The organism is Azotobacter beijerinckii (assembly GCF_900110885.1).
In the GTDB taxonomy this organism is placed as follows: domain Bacteria; phylum Pseudomonadota; class Gammaproteobacteria; order Pseudomonadales; family Pseudomonadaceae; genus Azotobacter; species Azotobacter beijerinckii.
Genome location: NZ_FOFJ01000022.1, coordinates 44,752 through 62,747, shown reverse-complemented (window position 1 = coordinate 62,747; position 17,996 = coordinate 44,752). Strand labels below are relative to the sequence as shown.

Genomic DNA, 17,996 nt, shown 5'->3' with positions numbered 1-17,996 from the left:
TACGTCGACGGCCTGCCGCTGCACCGCTTCGAGAAGGTGCTCGCCCGCCATGGCGTCGGGATCCCCCGGCAGACCCTGGCGCGCTGGGCGATCCAGTGCGCCGGGCAGCTGCAACCGGTGCTCAACCTGATGCGCGACCGGCTGCTGGAAAGCCCGGTGATCCACTGCGACGAGACGCGGGTGCAGGTGCTCAAGGAGCCGGGGCGGGATCCGTGCAGCCTGTCCTGGATGTGGGTGCAGACCGGCGGCCCGCCGGAGCAGCCGGTCGTCCTCTTCGACTACAGCCCCAGCCGGGCGCAGGCGGTGCCCTTGCGCCTGCTCGAAGGCTACTGCGGCTACCTGATGACCGACGACTACGCCGGCTACAACGCCCTGGCCGCGCAACCGGGCATCGAGCGCCAGGGCTGCTGGGCCCATGCGCGGCGCAAGTTCGTCGAGGCGCAGCAGGTGCAGCCCAAAGGCAAGACCGGGCGCGCCGACCAGGCATTGGCCTGGATCAACCGGCTCTATGCCATCGAGCGCGACCTCAGGCAGGCCGGCGATGCCGAACGCCTGGAGGCGCGCCGGCAACACAGCCTGCCGGTCCTCGCCCAGCTCAAGGCCTGGCTGTTCAGCGACACGCCCAAAGGCGCGACGGCCAGCGCGCAGCTCTACAGCCTGGTGGAAACCGCCAGGGCCAACGGGCAGGAGCCCTACGCCTGGCTGCGCCACATCCTCGAGCGGTTGCCGGCAGCGCAAAGCGTCGAAGACTACGAGGCGCTGCTGCCGTGGAACTGCACTCCGACGGCGCCACTGTAAAAGACCGGCTCGGCCGTTAACAGACGGGGTTCATGGATCACTTACCCTGATTGCAGGTCGGGCCGTTTTCGTTTGCAGGTCGTTACAAATAGCCATCCAACGCAAAGCCGCGCCGTTACTGGGTGAGGCATTCCTTAGCGTACTTTGCGATCTGTTTTCTGAGGCGACCCCATCTTCATATACCATAGCCTTACACCAGTAGGAACACAAACACTCTGGAGCGATAAAAAACATATAAAAATATCTCACCAGGACTTGATATGTCATGAAATGCAGAGCATATTAGCAGCAGGACATAGCGTGTCCTGCCGGGAAATAATTATCTCACTCGGGAAACACTCTCATGCAACCAACCCACCCCATCCAACGCAGCTCTTGCTTCTCAACAGTACTCGTCCTCATCCTCAAGGACATTCGACTCGATCGTAATATTCATCAGGCGCACATTGCTCAGGTGATAGGAAAGACGCCGAGCGCGTGGGCCAAGATCGAGTCCGGCCAGTCTCCTTTACAGATGGACACCTTTTTCGGCGCATGTTTGGCCTTGGCTATGCACCCCTCACAGGTAATGCAGGTGGCCGAGCGCCTGGTCCCAATCTTCAACCGGTACAACTGGTACTTCCAGTCTGCTCATCTGGGTGAAGAAGATGAACTCCTTCCATTGATCCAGGAGTACTACGCCAGCCCAGGCTATGAGTCCTTGAAAAGTCGTCCGCTGGAGCGCATCAATCTGCTGGCTTTCAGCAGCTATTTCAGCTCTGCAGAGCCAACGGTCGTCCAATACTGCTGCATTGAACAGGCGAAGGAGTGGATTGATAGCGGTGCTACCAGTAGTCAGCAGGCGCCTCTGAGTTTGGCGACAATAGCATTTGCCGGCAAACACAGCTAAGAAGGGGAGCCCGCAGAATTCGGAAAAAATCGTACGGTAAGCACGACCGATAGAGTAGAAGGGCTTATGCCGCCTGGATCGTGTCCGATTAAAGTACACCTCAACCAAACTCGTCCAGGGAAATGGGGTAGAACAAGCAGTCGTGTCACCAGCCGCCATTTCGCTGTCGGAAAACCAAATTAGCTAGGTTTCCGGCTGCTCAGCAATCCGGCAGTGTTTTCCGTGCTGATTTTCCTCGCTGCTTTCGACTCGCTTAGGCCTGTATCGGGAAATGGGCTATCCACTTAGCTCCTTGGACGGCAAACTGCTCGTATGAACGAGCACCGAGCACCTCCCGTTGCAGGGCACGACTATCCCCAAACATGGAGCCAATTCACGGATTGGTTTCATAACGAAGGTCCCTGCCTCGACTATCTGGAGCGGCTACGCTGGCCGCAACAGTTCATTTGTCCGAAGTTCGGAATCATTGGCGCACCTCTCAAAACAAGTCGTAACCGACTGGTTTGCCAGGCATGCAGTCACCAAACCAGCGTGACCGCAGGAACGATTTTCGACAAAACGAGAACCCCGCTCAAGGTATGGTTGGCCGCCGCGTGGTACATCACCAATCAGAAACATGGCGTCAGCGCCTTGGGGTTGCAGCGCGTTCTGGGACTTGGAAGCTATCAGACAGCGTGGACCCTGCTTCATCGCTTTCGTCGTGCGATGATTCGCCCTGGCAGAGAGCTGCTCAGCGGTCTTGTAGAAGTCGATGAAACTTACGTTGCCATTGGCGATAAATCGCAACCGGTTGATGTGAAAGGCCGTAAGTCCCGCACGGCCAAGACCTTGGTCATCATTGCTGTAGAGATGTTGGAGCCCAAAGGGTTCGGGCGAATACGCCTGCGCCGAATACTTGATGACTCTGAACACCAGGTCATCCCTTTTGTGAAGGATGTCGTTCAAGTGGGGGCGACAGTGCATACCGATGGATCGGCTGCTTACCGAAGCCTTGAGCGCGAGGGATATGTTCACCGAAAAAGTGTCATGCTCGGCTCGCCAACAGCAGCACATGCCTCAATGCCAGGTGTTCACAGGGTAGCCGCGCTCATCCATCGATGGTTACTTGGAACACACCAAGGCGCAGTGCAACCTTCCAAGCTCGACAGTTACCTTGACGAGTTCGTTTTTCGGTTCAACAGGCGAAAATCGTCGTCACGCGGCATGCTGTTCTACAGGTTGCTGGAGCAGGCTGTTGTCACCACACCCATGACGTACCAGAACCTTGTCAATCCGCCGAAAAGTCCACCAAGGAGCTAAGTGGATAGCCCGCATCGGGAAACAGGTGTTTGGCGACAGCACGCGCCAATGCAGGTGGTGTTTAGTCAGATGGCGGCTGGTGACACGACTGCTTGTTCTACCCCATGTAAGCAATCGCCTACAGCACATCGGGCGTTCGCCCAATAGGCTCGGAACTGCTGCCGGCGTAGATTGAATCCCACCAAGACGCCGAAGGAACGGCGCAGGCCGACCAAGGATGGCGGGCCAGGGACAGTCGCAGGATAAGCGGCTACTTCGTCAGGATGACGAGCCCTGGGAAAGGTGATGACACAAAACGGCGAGGCTAATCCCTCGCCGTTTTTGCTTTGCTCCGGAGAAAAGCGGTCGCCCTAAACCTGATCGCGGATCTTTAGCACAGTGGTGGTCGAGCATCCGGCGTGCCGCGCAGTCGCGCGAATGCCCAGCCCGGCGGCCAGCAGTTCGCGCACACGTTTGTGCAAATCCTCATCGACCGGGCGGCCTTTGTAGAGGCCTGTTTCTTTGGCCTTGGCGATCCCCTGTGCTTGCCGCTCTCGGCGCTGCTCATAGTCCTTCCGGGCAATGGCAGCCATCATCTCAATCATCATTCCGTTAATCGCCGAGAGCATCCGACTGGTGAACTCGTCGCCCTTGGTGTCCTTCATGCCCTGATGGCTGGTCGGCAGATCGAGCGCGACGATGCGCAGTCCCTTGGCATCGATGGCGGCCTTGAGCTTGTTCCAATCATCGGCAGGCAGGCGAGACAAGCGGTCGATGCTCTCCACCAGCAGCACATCGCCCTTCTTGGCGTCCTTCAGCAGACGCAGCAACTCGGGCCGGTCGGTTTTGGCGCCGCTGGCGTTCTCCAGGTACTCGCAGGCGATGGGCCGGCCATGCTCGGTAGCGAACTGCTCCAGAGCCGTCCTGGCACGGGTGGCGTCCTGCTCATCGGTCGAGGCGCGGAGGTAGGCACGAATGAACATGACGGCTTCCTTTTCGTATCATTTTGAGTGTTTCATTTTTATGTGTTGCACTTTAAACGTATCATAAAAGGAAATAAAGCCCGGAAAAGCCAAATCAGACCGTATCATTTTAGGTATATCCAAAAGAAACTTACTTATACTGGCAGCAATCGACACGATTCTGTTGAAAAATTCCCAGAAACCGATTTTCAAGGAATTTCAGGGAGAAGGATTGAGCCATCTCCTGATGGTAAGTCACTGTTTATTGAGCGGTTTATGAGAAGCCGACGCTCTCCTTTCAGCTTGGTCGCGCGAGGAAATCGAGTTTTTCAACAGAATCGGCCAAAAGCAGACGCTCGTGTGGTATTTGTGAAACACCACGCTAGTGGACTGTTTGTTTAATTCGTTAACTCATTGCATATATGCAAGGATTTTGGCTGGTACCAATCGTGATTGGCAGTCTCCGAATTTTGAACCTACAAAATAGGTAATCGAACTTTGCAGGCAGACCACTAGATATCTTTTTTCAAGATCAATACGCAATAATAAAGTGCAGCCTTGATAATATGATTTACGCCATGAACCTCCCTAAACAACAGAAGCGACTTCCTAATAAAATCCATGAAAGAAATTTCGTGATACTTTTCCCGACTCATACCTTCTTTGCTTGGATAGTAAGTTATTATTTGCAATGACTCTTTATAGTCATATTTATAATGAGCTATGCCATTCCTGAGCTTGTTATCAATGGCATCCATATCAATGCGATAAAAGCAGTCGTCTATAAATCCTATCTTACTTCCCAAATCTACGTTCGCAAACGAATTCAGACACTCTAGCTCTGGCCTGACCTTCTTGCTTTTTGTCAGTTTTAGAGAGGGTTCGAAAAGATCACTATCTCCGCGCTTAATGAGGTTATTCAACCCCGCCAAAAGAGTAAGTTGACGCGCAAAAACCTCAGCCAAATCTTTATAATAGTTGCTGCAAATATCGAAGTCAGCTGTAGATATCCTAGCGGGAATTCGACCGAGGTCCTCATTGTCCGCATAATCGTAAAAAAATGCAGGCCTGAACGGTAGATCCATTGTGACTAATTTTGGATACAAGGATAGGCAATCATTGTGCAGGTTCTTGAGGAATCCATTATCTAGAATGTTCTCTATAAATGCCAATGTCTTTTCAGGATGACTTTGATGCAGCCACCTAATTAGCTTAGGTGCCTGCTCACTTATTTCAGCATTATACTCGTGAATCGTGAATGGTGAAGACATTATAGAGGTGGCCGAATATAGCGCAGCTAATACGTCCTCTTTTTGGTGCGACTTGAGACTGATACCGGGTATTCTTGAGCAAGCCTTATCAAAATTATCTATATCTCCACGCTTGTACTGTGTAATTACGCTCCTCAAATCCTTTTGCATTGGATAAAGCATATTCAGCATGTGCAGGCGGTAATTCAAGTGCCTGTACGCCTCCGAACCGATTTCACCTGTCACCCTGAGAAAGGTCGTCATGCCCATTACGTATTTCCCAAAGTAAGCCGGGAAATCTAAATGTAGATCAACAAAGGGATTATCGCCATTAAAAGGGGTCTCAAAATCTTCTAAATCTTTGGCCCCCTGCAATTCACCATCTGGCTGACCAAAAACAAATGAAATGCGTTCTTCGCATTCCGGGCAAGCGAATTGAAAAGGTTGTATATCTCTGTTTGACATGCCAATTCTGCAATCGATTTTTGTCCCGCATGTGTTGCATTGAAAGCATTTGCAAATATTCATTCCTGTCCCTATCTATTCGCACTGGTGCTCAGCCTTACTGAGCAGGTAGTTCGTCCAAGCCTGACCAGTTTACGTTTAATCCCGACATAGTAGGGGCAAACGCAGAAAATGGAAAAAATCGTACGTTTAGCCTCGAACCGTCAGGTTGAGGCCATAGAGCCAGATTCAGCTGTGTCAGGAAACATCAAAATGAACCCTAACCTGACGATGCTGGCTGGTCAGATCTGACGTCCGGTTGAGGTGTAACCCAGCCGGACACCCCCAGTTCGGCTGCGGCTTCCAGTCCATTACCTGACGCTTAGCGTACGATTTTTTCCGTTTTCTGCGGGCTCCCCTAGTATGTCAAAAACGGTCGGGGGAAGGCCCAGCACGCATCGTCCCGCCCCAAGGGGCGGGGCTTGTCCGCTTTGGGTCGCCCTGTGCCGCTGGTGTCCGGCGCAGACCGGCCAGAAGCGGCTGGTCTACCACATAAGTAATCCGTGCCCTTTTACCGTCCCTTATTCCCCAATCCGCACGCGAGCCCCAGCCCGCGCGACCGCGACGAACTGGCACGGTTGAGGTGCCGATTTAGGCTCGTTGCCCGACGGGGATCGCTCGTCTAACAAACATGGCGCTGCCTAAAACGTTGGCATCAGCACCAGAGGCGCTCTCGGAGCAATCTGCAAGCTGCAATTTTGGCATCAAAGATCGCCTGAATCAGAGCGATTGGAAGATGCCCAGCGAAGCGCTATTTTAGCGGCACTATGACAGCGTGGTCGTCCTCTGCGGGATGACCTAGGGCGATACAGGGAGTTTGGATGGGCATCAGCGTACGCATCCTGCAAGCGAACCATGGCGATTGCATCCTGGTCACGCATGAGGCCCCGGATGGCGTGTTTAACCTGCTGATCGATGGCGGGAACGCGGCCACCTTCAAATACGGGTCACCGCCGAGAAACAAGGGCTCGCTCTGCATCATTCTCGATGAGCTGAAAGCAAAAGGACAGCACATCGACTTGGCGATTTTGACCCATATTGACGACGATCATATCGGTGGCCTCCTGAAAGCGTTCAAGGCACCTGATTATCTGAGCAATATGGTCAAGTCCATATGGTTCAACTCCTCTCGGCTGATCACCTATCATTTCAATGCGCCGGAAATACCTGAGAACAACGTTCATCTGAGCAGCGATTCGCCGGAGACGAGCGTAAGGCAGGGCAGATTATTCGAGGCGCTGCTGGATGAAATTGGCTGTGACCGTGCTCCTCTTGTGATGGCCGGCCAGACCATCCAAAACGGCCCCTTCACGTTTACGATTTTGTCGCCAGACGAAGAGAAGCTTCAAAAGCTTCTGTGTGTTTGGCCGGAGGAGAAGAGCCCAGCCGAGACTTCACTCGCCACGGATTATGGGTTGAGTTTTGAAGAGATCTGGGCAAAAGACTCATTTGAAACAGACACCTCCATCGCAAATGGCAGTTCGATCGCATTCATCCTGAGGGCGAATGAAAAGGCCATGCTGTTTCTAGGCGATGCGCATGATGGCGTCGTGGTATCAACGCTACGCTCATTGGGCTATAGCGCCGAGTCTAAGCTATCCGTCGACTTGGTAAAGGTTTCGCATCATGGAAGCGAGTACAACACGAGCCGGGAATTTCTTGAGTTGGTTGAGAGCGACCGTTTCATAATTTCTTCCAGTGGATCGATCCATGGGCTTCCAAATAAGAGGGCCATAGCCAGAATCTTAGCGGAGAGCGAAGCGACCATATTTTTTAATTATAAAAAAGTTATCGGGCAGATATTGTTGGATCATGAGCAAGATGTCTATTCCAAGCGCCTAGTAGAGCTTGCTGGAGAAATTGGTCTATAAGATGGCAGTTGATGAACTAATTATTTCGTACGCTGTTAAGGTGAATGCTGGTAGCGGCGTTCTGATAAGCGCGCTATCGCAAGAGTTTTCGTATGTTTTAACTGCACGTCATGTGATCGGAGATCATCCTGAGGTTAGCCGGGACGGGCGGGCAATAAACGTTATCGAACCCCCTTATCACCACCCAGATGTCGATTGCTCCATTATCAAGGTCGAGTATCAAGCTGACATCAAACAGCGTACTTGGATGGGAGTGCTGCCAGCAGGATCAAGAATTTCCTATGTGGGCTACCCGAGGTCAAATGTCGGGACGGGAAGGCCCTACAAGATTTACACAGGAAGCCCGAACGATCTAGCGCATCAGATTATTGTCTGCAATTTGGATAACAATCCTAGCCAGGAATCGATTGAGGGAATGTCCGGTGGTGGGGTCTACTACATCGATGGACATCTCCCATATTTGTGGGGCGTCGAGTCTAGAATGGACGATGAGGATCCAGAAGCGCGATATGGGCGCATCCGCTGTTTTCCCATCAGTCGTTTTGAGGAGATTATCGAGACCCATAAGCTTGTGCAAATAGCGCCTTTCTACATGGGGTGTTTCTCTAACTTCAAGGATGATATATTCTATTTCAACGCTGCAAATCCGGTAAATGTTCAAAAGCTACGGCAGAAGCTCATTGAGCAGGCCGAGTGGCTGATTGACCAGGGAATGCCTGCCCCTCATGACTTGATGGTGCGGTACCTAAGAGAGCTTCTGATAGGTGATGATGAACCTGACGTTACCGTGATGGGTAGGAAACTCTGGGTGGCTTACTTCGAGTTTGTGATTGTCTGCTCAATTCTCGATGATGTCGACATTATTGATGAAGCCTATCTGAAGACACTGGATCGTAAGCGTCGATTTATGTATTCGAGCAGTGCTGATAACTGGATACGAAAATTATCAGAGATATTTAAAGCCGCAAAGGACATGCTTGACGCTAATGGGGCCATGCTCGTTAACTCCCCTCAAGAAAATGCAATAGGTGTACCCGATCCGGAGGATCTTGAGGAAGTCATAGGCGATATTGCCTCCTCGCCAAGATTTAGAGAGCTGAGCCGAATTGATAATGCGCATGGCGAGATTTATAAGACTTACTCAATCGCGCACCTAAAAGGTCTGCGTAACGAGCATGTATTGAATAAACATCGTGAGTATGGAAGTTCCACAGTCGGGAAACAACTTAGTATATTCAAGGGTTATTATGGCAGTGCTATCAAAGAAGGCTCATGATCTGGATTTTTTAAGTTCGGAATTTGAGAGTGTAAGGTTTGAGCTATTTTCCTCTGATGAATTGCAGTTTATTAACTGCATAGTTTGCTGGTTTGACTCTCCTAGGGAAGTGATTGCGAGTTGGAAGGCGCTCCAAAGTATCATCTCGGTTAAGTTTAAACCTGAAGCTCGATTTTCAAGGTGGAACATTTACTTAGTCATGCTGTGCTCGGCCCCCTTGGATATACGCGAAAAATACGTGATTGAAAATGATCGCTATGCGGCGAGAAAAATCGTGCTAGATGGCCTAGGAAGCCTTCCGGCTATCGAAAAGGTTGAGGAGATGATCAATATCGAGTTGCTCGGCACCGATTTGAAACTGCAGGCGATGCCTCAACCCAACTCAGGGATAAAACTTCCCATTGCCCCTCTGATTAAGAATGCGCCTGTAGACTCAACAAGCAAGTCAAAAGAGAAGCGGGGGGAGATCGTAAACAAATTAATAGAGCATTATAGGCAAAATGAAAATAAAGAAGGTTGAGATCCAGGGGTTTCGTGCCTATAAACTCAAAGAGGATGGAATCTTCGATTTTACTCTTGATGGCGATACGCCCTCAAACTTTGTCGCCATATATGCTCCAAATGGGTTTGGGAAAAGCTCATTTTACGATGCTGTAGAGTGGGCGCTCACTAATAGTTTAGAAAGATATACGGGTGAGCATAACAAAAAAAACAATCAGATAGCAGCTCGTGGAACCAAACAAGATCAGATTCCGTTGAAGATCTTGCGCAACAAGGATGTCCCGGAGGAGGTTTCAACCCGAGTGGAGGTGGTTACTACTCGTGGGGTTTTTCCGAGAGAGCTACCAAAATTGAGGTCGAACTCGACGGATCTTTCGTTCGGAGTGGCTAAGAATAAGAAAGGGAAGGAGGTCAGAATATTTAGTAAGATCATACTCTCCCAAGATGCCATTGATCGCTTTCTACGCGAGGCGAAGCCGCAAGAACGGTATGAGTTGTTCATGCATTACTTTGGCGATGAGGCCGAGGCGCTACGCCAAAAAGTCACAGCCATTCTGAATGAAAACAGGCTAACGTTGGATAGCCTTCGGAAACAACGGACGGACGTCAAAAAGCAACTTAAGTTCCCGGTCGATTCGGCGATCTTTGATAATTTTAATTCCTTGGCTGCTGACTTAAATAAGGATGGTGAGTCGGTCTCGCTGATTTCTGCGAATTTTGACGACAAAACGGAACATCAATTACTTGCATCTATCATTGAGCGAAAGCACGCGCTAACGTCCTTCCTTGCCGCAGAGCGGCAACGTGAGTCAGCGTTGCTAGAGCAGTCCTCCCGGCTGGAGGAACTGCAGCTTAATCTTGATGTAATTGTCGAACAAAACCCTAGGTTGGCAAAGCTGGCGAAAGGTGTTAAGGACTCGCAACACTACCAATTTCTCTCCGCTGCTCACAGTAAACATCTTGCAGACTGGCAAACGTGCACTGGCGAACTTGCGGAGCTAGAGACGATTGAAAAGCTGATTCCAGCTTTTCTCTCTGACGAATCGGAGTGCAAAAGAGCGGCAAGTGAGCAAGCCGCGCTAGAGAAACAAAAGACTGGCGTCGCCGTAGAGCTTAAATCGGCCCAGACTAATGCCAAGTTGCATAGTGATGCTCTAAGTGCGGCTGATCAGCGAGCATTAGCCTTGCGGTCAATGTTGACAGGCAGCTCTGCTGTATATGCAGAGATTGCTGTTCATCAGGCGGGCCTAGTGGCGCAACGGTCTGACCTACAGAGCAAGATAGCAACGATCCAGGTCGACAAGGCTGATCACGAGCGTATCAGTGGGGAGCTCGCGAAGCTCTCCGCGATGACCCTAAACGTTGAAACCCTAATGGCGCAGGACACGGGCCATCCCGCACTTCCGGCTCACCGTCTCTCCGAAGTCTACTCCGCACATCAGGAACTAGATCTACTGCAGCGGCATGATGTTGCGATTAGGAGCACGCAAGTAGCGCTCACTCGGCAAAAGGAAGCTGTTGAGCGGATAGTCTCTCAAGGGCTAACTTATCTCGCCGAATGGCCCAGCGATAGGTGCCCTCTGTGCCGAGCAGTGCACTCCTCGCCCGGAGCCCTGACGTCTACGATAAAAGAAAACGATCTCCTGACCGAGACGGCAAGACAAAACGCGGTTCAGCTTGAGCAGATTGCCTTTCGGGTGACAGTGCTTAAGGGCGTAATTGAGTCAGCGGTTGCCGAGGCTAGGGATCGACACGGCAAGAAGGTGATCGAAACTAGAACCCAGCTTGACCAACTTACCTCACGAATCAGTACAGCAGAGCGAGAGAGCGATTCGCTGGCAGCCTCAATTAACGCGACTGAGGAGACAATCCAGGCACTGCAGCTCAGAGTTTGGAGTCTAAACTCCGAGGAGTTGTACGCTCAGGCGGGCGCTGAGTTCGACAAACTTTCTAGTACTCGAACCTCCCAGGTTGCACAGCTTGAGGCGGCCAATAACACTGTTGCCAGTCTACAGGCCCAGGTGCAAAAAATTGACGCAAGGCTGGAAGTGCTGCGCTTTCTTGTGGAGAGCATAACCTCAAAGGATCAATACAAAAAAGTAGTGGTGTTCGCGTTGGAGAAGGCGGTTCGTGATTTTAAGGGCCTCCCTACGCACTGTAGTCAAAAATGTGACCAACTTGCTCGCTCTATCAGCGAAATCGCTGGGCAACTAGAAGGGCTGTCTGCAGAGTGTCATAAGCTTCATCAGGAGATGCTCGCAGAAGGGAATTGGATCGACTTTCAGCTGTTGGCCTCCCAGAGAGATAGCGCTTCGAAATTGGTCAGCAACGCAACATTCGTCGTAGAATCATTCTTGGCAAACCTCGGCAGATTGCTTGGTAAGGATATCGATGCAAATCCGGAGTTGATGCGTTCTGAGATCGCGTCGGCGATGCAAACATCGGCTGAGCAATCCGCCTATTTGTTAGCGAAGATTGATAAGTTTGAGCTGCTTACTGAGCAGTTAAAGGCCTTCAAGCCCTACCTGGGCAGCCTAGTCTTGCGCGAGAGTCTTTCTGACATTGAACGAAAGATCTCTGAGCATCAGCTGGTCGATAAAAAGTTGTCGGAAGAGCGGGAGATAATTTTTGCAGAGCTTCGCGAGCGAATCGGGGCTTTCTTCTTCACGGATCTTATCAATGCGATCTACAGTAAAATTGATCCCCATCCATCATTTAAGAAAGTAGAGTTCATTCCTGATTTTGACGGCTCGAATCAGCCTGGTCTCAACATTGTGCTTAGAGATGATGCGGGTGGTTTGATTTCACCGATGCTCTACTTTAGTGCGGCCCAGCTTAACATTCTTAGTCTCAGTGTGTTTCTGGCTAACGCGCTGCATGCCAGAGACGAAAAGGGAAACCCGCTCGACGTCATACTAATTGATGACCCTATTCAGTCAATGGATTCAATCAACGTTCTTGCAACGATTGATCTCCTTAGGAACGTCTCGCTACGGTTTGATAAGCAAATCATCATATCGACACACGACGAAAATTTCTTCGATTTGCTCAAGCTGAAGATACCAACGGAGGTGTTTGGGTCTAAGTTCTTGCAATTAGAAAGCTTTGGTGTAGTCAGTCAGGAACAGGACGCTCACGATTTCGTCGCGGGATTGCCTAAAGTGGCTTCACACTCTAACCCTGATCGCCAGGGGTAGTCCAGAGCCTACTTAAAAGTGTCCGTGGTAACAGGGTAGAACCCGTACCCAGAGAGGGGCATAAGAAAAGGGGACGGATTTATTTATGTGGTAGACCGGCTGCTTCTGGCCGGTTTCTGCCTATTGCAGTGGCTCGGTTGGGGACGCGGCACCTCGTCAGTGCGCACGTCCTCTCGCTCGACTCAGGATGAAACTCTATTTGTAAGAATGATACTTTATTGTCTTCCCACACCATCTGCTAAGTACCCGAAGAAAAGTAATCCTATATTTTCCCTTCCATGCCCGTGCCAGCCCTTGAAATACGGGGTTTGCGCAGCTCAGGGCTCCGGAAAAGCCTGGAAAATTTTCTTTCGGGCACTTATCACCAGGCGCGGAGGTTTGAGGGAGGTAGCATCTATTGTATTTTCGAGCATATTTTATGCCGCTACATTATTGCTGTTTGGCTGTAATGGTGCGGGGTGTGTACGAGGTTTGCGCATGGCTGCGTGCGCGACTAGTAGTCGGTGCTTGTAGGCTGGCTTGAGTCTTTCCTTCTGCCGTTGAAACCGCTTTGCTTTCCTGGATCGCAGTGGCCTTGTTCTTATTCGTTACGGCCTCTTGCGAGACATTATAAGTATTAAATCTTTCATTCAGCCAGTCGGCCCATTTGATAGCCCGCTGCATGATCTTTTGCCGGTATATGGCATTATGTTGTGGTGTTCTAGAGTGATAATTAGCGACCCGCGTCCACAGGTCGCCTTTATCGTTCAAGACATGGCTGCGAATACGCCACGCGGCAAGCTCATATGAATAGCAGCCTGATTTTTCTACATCCTGAGCGGTAATGCCGTATTTAGAAAGATCGGCAAGATAACCCGTATTGAACTGCATAGGGCCAACATCGTAAGTTTCGTTCTTGTTCTTCATCCACTGACCAGGCTTGCCGCCCTCTTGGCCAGCTACGGCCAACACAATGTTGGCCGGCAGCTCATACTTTACTGCTGCGATGATTGAGCACACGACTCGCTCTTGTTCAGCAGGGGGAAGATCAGCAATCACGAACATAGTTCACCCACGAGATTTACCAAACTTGCTATTTATCTTATTAGTGATTCCCCTGTCTGCCGATGGGCAGCTATCCAAGAACTGTTGTCGAGCGGTGAAGGTCTTCCCCCACCGAATAGAACCATGTTTCTTTTTGAGAATGCTGAAATAGTCGCTGACTGCTGAACTACATTCGGAGGGATTTGCACCTTTAAGTTTGCCATACATGCAAAGTACCGTCTCGCATGGGTCTTTTGCATGAGCAGGGATAGAGGCGAAAAGTGTGAGGCTAGAAAAGACAAATGCAATTGTGATCTTAGATACGTTCATTTTGATGTTCCTTCATGAGTTTTGGTTACGATCACGGAATGCGGCAACTTCGTCTTCTACGTCCACGTCGTTATTTTCTGCACCACCGATGCTATTGCCTTCGAATAAAGACGCTGATTGTTGGGCCAGAAACTGGCGGGCCTCTGCGGCCTGCTCTGCGCGGGCTTGCTGGGACATGATCGTGTCGGCTTTGGCAATGTCCAAGTTATCGCTGCGCTCCTGCGCTCTGGCTCCTGGGTTACTGATTTCTTGCGCAAGCCGCCCACCAGCAGTTTCGGCTACGCTGGCCTTCGCTGAATCAACCATGTCGAGAGCTTTGTCCTTGGCCATCCGCCCGATGCCACCTGCCAGGTTGGCACTCATATCGGCAGCGATCCGGCCAGCAGTCCCGAGCTTGCTAGAACCCTTATCGGCTTGTTGGCTACCTGACTCGGAGGCATTCCCACCAGCGGTAGAGTCAAAAGATGGTGTGCCAAACGATATAATGCTTCCGGTACTGCCCAAGCCCATAGCGGAAGCAAGCGGACTGCTACCACTAGTGGCGGAATTGTCGCTGCTAAAGGCTCCTGCGACTTTAGAGGTAATGTCAGTGCTGGCTGCGACGTTGTTTTGCGCACGGTTGAAAGCTGTCATCAATGCTTGAGCACCACCGGAGATATTGGCAGCACCGGATGCGAGTGCTGCGCCGCCAGTCGCGGCGGCAGCGACCACCATGCCGGTCGTGCCAACTGCTGCGCCTGCTCCAAAGTTGCCGATCCCGGCGCCGCCAACGCTCGCGCCAGTAATAATCCCAGAAATGAGTTGAGGGATTTTATTCGTCAGAACCAACAGAATAACCGTGACGATCAACATTACACCCATTTCCTTGAGCTTTATACCTTCGCTCATCGCATTGTAATAGTCGTCAAGGAAGGTTTTGCCGATGCCTACCAAGAGCACCATGGACATAAGTTGGGCAGCGACGCCGAGGACTGTTTTGTAATAATTGACAGCCATATCCGAAGTCCAGCGCGAGCCGCCGAAACCCAAGAAGAAGACTCCTGCGTAAGCAAGAATCCACCCGGAGATTAAGAGTAGCAGCATGTTTACGCCGATCAACGCCAGGATGACTAAGATGATCCCGGCCAAGATAATCCCGCACGCGCTATCGACCGGCGCCCAAACCGAGGACTGATCGAGAACTTTGCCGAAAATCTCAAACCCAATATCAACGATCCCTGATGGAGATAGTGTCCCGCCAAGACCAGTTGCTTCACCGGCCAGTTGGCGAAGTGATCGCATAATTGCATCCGCAAAGGCTGGCCCGTTAGTAAGTAGCCACCAGAAGAAGCCAGTAAAAATAGTGAACCGAATAAACTCCGCGAAGAATTCGGCAATGTCCGCTTTGCGCAAAGCCATCATGCCGAATGTCCAGACCATCGAGATCACAACAAGCAGCCAGAACAAGCGGCTCGCCGCGTCTTTGATAAAGGTAGCCCATGTGCCGGCTGCCGCGCTGTATCTCTCTAAGACCGTATCAAGGAGCCCTGCGTTATCAATCGCGGCATGAACATCTACGGTAAAGGTAAAAAAGGCTAGCCCAACGAACAACGGTAGAGTGGCATTCTTCATGGCGGCTGACATCCTCATATCAGTTCCTCACCATTCCCGCTTTTCGCTGGGTTTGTAGTCGCCTCCGTGACGAAGGCACAGGCTAGAGAACTTCTGGCGAGTGCCAGAATCCTTAATTTTGGCGATGTTCTCTGGCTTGCAGTTCTCTGCGTCGATAGTGGGCATTGCCTCCTTCGGTTGATCTTGGAAGCACGCGCTTAGCAGGCCAGCCAGGCCGGTGACCACAAGCAAGCCTAGATAGGTATTACGGTACATATACTTCATTGGCTTCATTCCCCTTTACCAGTCCCGAGCAGGACTATTGCGATATGTGCCTGAGCGGATCTGTTCCGACGAAGCAGTTTCTTGAGCTTCGCGGTCTTGAACTGCCTGATTGCGCGCCACGATTGCATTCTGCTGGGCAACCATCAGGCCGCGAATCTGGAGTAACTGGTTAGCTTGCTGGCTGGCGATCTGGTTGGCGTACTGGATAGCTTTAACCTGTCCATCAGCGGTCGAAGCGGCATCTTGTATACGCTCCAACTGAACGGCATCTTCTTTCATATTCTCTTGCTGCTGGGCCAGCCCTTTGAAGAGAGCTGCATTTGCCTCCTTCTGCGACTCGTTGGCCAGACGGCGGTTTTCTGCCATCGCCTCTCGCGCCTCTGGCGTGCAGCCCCCCCCGCTGAAGCATGGGGAACTGCGGTAATAGGCAACGTCCTGATATTTGCCTAGGTAGGCGTCCAGACTTCCGGCCTTGTTCTGGTAATAGGTCAACATATCCTGCGCTGCGATAAGCTTGTTGATCGTATTGCTGGCCTGATCCCAGATGTAAGCCGCAGGCGCGGCCGTGTTCTGGATTTGGTTTTCGTATTGTTGAAGTTGAGTTTGATACTGCTCTACCTGCTTGGCGTATTGCTCAATTTGCTTGAGCGTCTGTGCCACGCTTTCAAACGCGGTCATATAGTTTTGCGTCAGGTTCGATCCGTCTATTACTGGAATACCGGCGTTCGCCACCTGGAGCGATCCAGCGCTAATAACCAGGAAGAGAATTCGAGCAGTTTTAGCAGCTAAAGATAACTTCATTTACGCGTCTTCCTAACGGCAGTTTAATAGTCAAAAGACTTATAGGGCTTCGAAAATGTCATATCTTTTGTCACCATTACGTTAAAGCGAAATCCGGGCCTAATATCCAGCGTCGGCGCAATGTTGGCATTCTTTGATATGAGCTGTGCTGTGGCTTGGCCGAGCTGCTGGCCAAGCGCCTCACTCATTGCACTACTGGCAGTTGTTTCATTTTCGAAGCCACTACTATTGTTGTCTTGGCTAAGTGAAATTCCGGCCGTCACTGCCGACATGAATAGGGCCGAGCCGAACAACCGTAAATAATGGTTTTTGACTCTATCCTTAAACCCCGAGTAGCCCGCACTATCGGCACCCGACATGGAACCGATATCCATTGCTTTCCCGTCAGGGAAAACAATGCGTTGCCAGGCGACGAGAACGCGAGACTGACCATAGGCCACGTCGCTTGAGTACTCGCCCACCAGGCGAGAACCTTGTGGAATCAGCAGATGCCGACCGGTAGGCGTGTCGTACACATCTTGGGCGATCTGAGCCATGATTTGGCCCGGTAAATCGGAATTGATGCCGGAAATGAGCGTTGCGGGCACTACGAAGCCAGCACGCAGCTCGAATGGTGAGCGGGGGGCCTCGGTCCTAGACTGGAGTTCCCAGCGGTCGCCACCCTGCCTGTTGCTGAACTGGTCATAGCTGTTGCGGCTGCTGTTGTTCACTTGCGTCAGGAAAGGCGAATCGTCCGAGCTGTCGGAGGTGCCGCCCATACTGTCGCTAGTGCCGCCAATACCTGCGCCCCTCAATTGCTCGAGACGTGCCTGATAGGCCGCTGTTGGGTCGGATTGGGCTTCGGTTTGAAGGCGCTGGCGAGCGGCTGCAATACGCGCCAAGGCTTCTTCCTGGGTGGTGGGCAGGGTAGCGTCGGAGTTGCTGGAGCCAGAGCTGCGAGGCGCCACGACTTGGACAGTAGTTTTCGCTTTCACTGCTTCCTGGAATTGCTGCATCTTCGCCATACGGATGCGCTCCAACTCGTCGTCTTCACGGGTGCGCTCACGGCTAGGTGGGACTGGTGGCTTATCGAGGTCATCCGGGCGAACAACCGCGAGGGCGCCGGGCGTGGGGGCAGCCGGGCTAGCGTCAGGGACAGTCAGCTCGGGAACTTCGGGCGGCTTGGTAGCCTCCGGGGGGATGATCCCGCTAGTGTGATTACCCGCAATTTCCTGGGCAAACATGCTGGTATTGCCGCCCTTCTCCGCAGGGGCTGGTGCGGGTTGCTTCTGCTGTGCTGCTCGATCCGCAGCTACAAGCATCATCACGATTAGGAACGTCAGGCCAGCACCGCCCAAGATATACATGGGCCAATTGTTGACACGGCGAACTCCAGTTTTCTTGGATAGCTCCCCAGGCGAGGCATCCGGAGACATTTGATCGTCAGTGGCAGTGCTCATCG

Annotated in this window: 15 protein-coding genes; 7 read left to right on the top strand and 8 right to left on the bottom strand. The window is 51.7% G+C overall.

What is annotated here, in order from left to right; genetic code table 11:
- The 3 genes from tnpC to BMY22_RS12770 form a co-directional block, all read left to right on the top strand.
- Nucleotides 1-798: IS66 family transposase (tnpC, locus tag BMY22_RS12780; protein ID WP_143068489.1), on the top strand; the 798-nt coding region annotated here is incomplete at its 5' end.
- A 343-nt stretch (nt 799-1,141) separates the two neighbouring features.
- Nucleotides 1,142-1,687, top strand: a complete 546-nt coding sequence (locus BMY22_RS12775; protein ID WP_090622515.1) for a helix-turn-helix domain-containing protein — start codon at nt 1,142-1,144, stop codon at nt 1,685-1,687.
- Between the two features lie 312 nt (nt 1,688-1,999).
- A complete protein-coding gene (locus tag BMY22_RS12770; protein ID WP_090622513.1) occupies nt 2,000-2,986 on the top strand; it encodes an IS1595 family transposase in 987 nt (328 codons plus the stop codon).
- A gap of 350 nt (nt 2,987-3,336) precedes the next feature.
- Here BMY22_RS12770 and BMY22_RS12765 read toward each other — a convergent pair whose 3' ends face one another.
- Both BMY22_RS12765 and BMY22_RS12760 read right to left on the bottom strand, forming a co-directional pair.
- Nucleotides 3,337-3,948, bottom strand: a complete 612-nt coding sequence (locus BMY22_RS12765; protein ID WP_090622511.1) for a recombinase family protein — start codon at nt 3,946-3,948, stop codon at nt 3,337-3,339.
- 491 nt (nt 3,949-4,439) lie between these two features.
- The gene (locus BMY22_RS12760; RefSeq protein ID WP_244158865.1) at nt 4,440-5,642 is read right to left on the bottom strand and encodes a hypothetical protein; all 1,203 of its coding nucleotides are present in this window, start codon (nt 5,640-5,642) and stop codon (nt 4,440-4,442) included.
- 860 nt (nt 5,643-6,502) lie between these two features.
- On the opposite strand from BMY22_RS12760, the gene BMY22_RS12755 reads away from it, so the two are divergent.
- The 4 genes from BMY22_RS12755 to BMY22_RS12745 are packed head-to-tail and all read left to right on the top strand — an operon-like array spanning nt 6,503 to nt 12,526.
- A complete protein-coding gene (locus tag BMY22_RS12755) occupies nt 6,503-7,552 on the top strand; it encodes a ComEC/Rec2 family competence protein (protein ID WP_090622505.1) in 1,050 nt (349 codons plus the stop codon).
- Nucleotide 7,553: 1 nt separating this feature from the next.
- A complete protein-coding gene (locus BMY22_RS12750; protein ID WP_143068488.1) occupies nt 7,554-8,828 on the top strand; it encodes an ABC-three component system protein in 1,275 nt (424 codons plus the stop codon).
- On the top strand, nt 8,800-9,348 hold the full coding sequence (locus BMY22_RS23800) for an ABC-three component system middle component 1 (RefSeq protein ID WP_143068487.1): 549 nt from the start codon (nt 8,800-8,802) through the stop codon (nt 9,346-9,348). The genes BMY22_RS12750 and BMY22_RS23800 overlap by 29 nt, the downstream gene beginning before the upstream one ends.
- Nucleotides 9,329-12,526 (top strand): AAA family ATPase, encoded by a 3,198-nt coding sequence (locus BMY22_RS12745; RefSeq protein WP_090622500.1) that lies wholly within the window; start codon nt 9,329-9,331, stop codon nt 12,524-12,526. Before BMY22_RS23800 ends, BMY22_RS12745 begins: the two co-directional genes overlap by 20 nt.
- 429 nt (nt 12,527-12,955) lie before the next feature.
- Here the strand turns inward: BMY22_RS12745 and BMY22_RS12740 are convergent, their stop codons facing one another.
- From BMY22_RS12740 to BMY22_RS12715, 6 genes are read right to left on the bottom strand one after another with little or no spacing between them, the layout of a single operon-like run.
- Nucleotides 12,956-13,570, bottom strand: a complete 615-nt coding sequence (locus BMY22_RS12740; RefSeq protein WP_090622499.1) for a lysozyme family protein — start codon at nt 13,568-13,570, stop codon at nt 12,956-12,958.
- 3 nt (nt 13,571-13,573) lie between these two features.
- Entirely contained in the window at nt 13,574-13,879 is a 306-nt protein-coding gene (locus BMY22_RS12735) for a TrbM/KikA/MpfK family conjugal transfer protein (RefSeq protein WP_090622496.1), read from the bottom strand.
- Between the two features lie 12 nt (nt 13,880-13,891).
- Nucleotides 13,892-15,490 (bottom strand): P-type conjugative transfer protein TrbL, encoded by a 1,599-nt coding sequence (trbL, locus tag BMY22_RS12730; RefSeq protein WP_244158864.1) that lies wholly within the window; start codon nt 15,488-15,490, stop codon nt 13,892-13,894.
- Nucleotides 15,491-15,517: 27 nt separating this feature from the next.
- Nucleotides 15,518-15,745, bottom strand: coding sequence for an entry exclusion lipoprotein TrbK (gene trbK, locus BMY22_RS25220; protein WP_090622530.1), 228 nt, complete (start codon nt 15,743-15,745; stop codon nt 15,518-15,520).
- Nucleotides 15,746-15,769: 24 nt separating this feature from the next.
- A complete protein-coding gene (trbJ, locus tag BMY22_RS12720) occupies nt 15,770-16,555 on the bottom strand; it encodes a P-type conjugative transfer protein TrbJ (protein WP_040107094.1) in 786 nt (261 codons plus the stop codon).
- 23 nt (nt 16,556-16,578) lie between these two features.
- The gene (locus BMY22_RS12715) at nt 16,579-17,994 is read right to left on the bottom strand and encodes a TrbI/VirB10 family protein (protein ID WP_090622494.1); all 1,416 of its coding nucleotides are present in this window, start codon (nt 17,992-17,994) and stop codon (nt 16,579-16,581) included.
- Nucleotides 17,995-17,996: the final 2 nt, after the last annotated feature.

What these genes read in the sequence shown, in the direction of transcription:
- BMY22_RS12765 (WP_090622511.1), bottom strand. Translation starts at nt 3,948, where the DNA reads ATGTTCATTCGTGCCTACCTCCGCGCCTCGACCGATGAGCAGGACGCC.
- trbJ (WP_040107094.1), bottom strand. Translation starts at nt 16,555, where the DNA reads ATGAAGTTATCTTTAGCTGCTAAAACTGCTCGAATTCTCTTCCTGGTT.
- trbL (WP_244158864.1), bottom strand. Translation starts at nt 15,490, where the DNA reads ATGAAGAATGCCACTCTACCGTTGTTCGTTGGGCTAGCCTTTTTTACC.
- trbK (WP_090622530.1), bottom strand. Translation starts at nt 15,745, where the DNA reads ATGTACCGTAATACCTATCTAGGCTTGCTTGTGGTCACCGGCCTGGCT.
- BMY22_RS12745 (WP_090622500.1), top strand. Translation starts at nt 9,329, where the DNA reads ATGAAAATAAAGAAGGTTGAGATCCAGGGGTTTCGTGCCTATAAACTC.
- BMY22_RS12740 (WP_090622499.1), bottom strand. Translation starts at nt 13,570, where the DNA reads ATGTTCGTGATTGCTGATCTTCCCCCTGCTGAACAAGAGCGAGTCGTG.
- BMY22_RS12760 (WP_244158865.1), bottom strand. Translation starts at nt 5,642, where the DNA reads ATGTCAAACAGAGATATACAACCTTTTCAATTCGCTTGCCCGGAATGC.
- BMY22_RS12755 (WP_090622505.1), top strand. Translation starts at nt 6,503, where the DNA reads ATGGGCATCAGCGTACGCATCCTGCAAGCGAACCATGGCGATTGCATC.
- BMY22_RS12775 (WP_090622515.1), top strand. Translation starts at nt 1,142, where the DNA reads ATGCAACCAACCCACCCCATCCAACGCAGCTCTTGCTTCTCAACAGTA.
- BMY22_RS12750 (WP_143068488.1), top strand. Translation starts at nt 7,554, where the DNA reads ATGGCAGTTGATGAACTAATTATTTCGTACGCTGTTAAGGTGAATGCT.
- BMY22_RS23800 (WP_143068487.1), top strand. Translation starts at nt 8,800, where the DNA reads ATGGCAGTGCTATCAAAGAAGGCTCATGATCTGGATTTTTTAAGTTCG.
- BMY22_RS12770 (WP_090622513.1), top strand. Translation starts at nt 2,000, where the DNA reads ATGAACGAGCACCGAGCACCTCCCGTTGCAGGGCACGACTATCCCCAA.
- BMY22_RS12735 (WP_090622496.1), bottom strand. Translation starts at nt 13,879, where the DNA reads ATGAACGTATCTAAGATCACAATTGCATTTGTCTTTTCTAGCCTCACA.
- BMY22_RS12715 (WP_090622494.1), bottom strand. Translation starts at nt 17,994, where the DNA reads ATGAGCACTGCCACTGACGATCAAATGTCTCCGGATGCCTCGCCTGGG.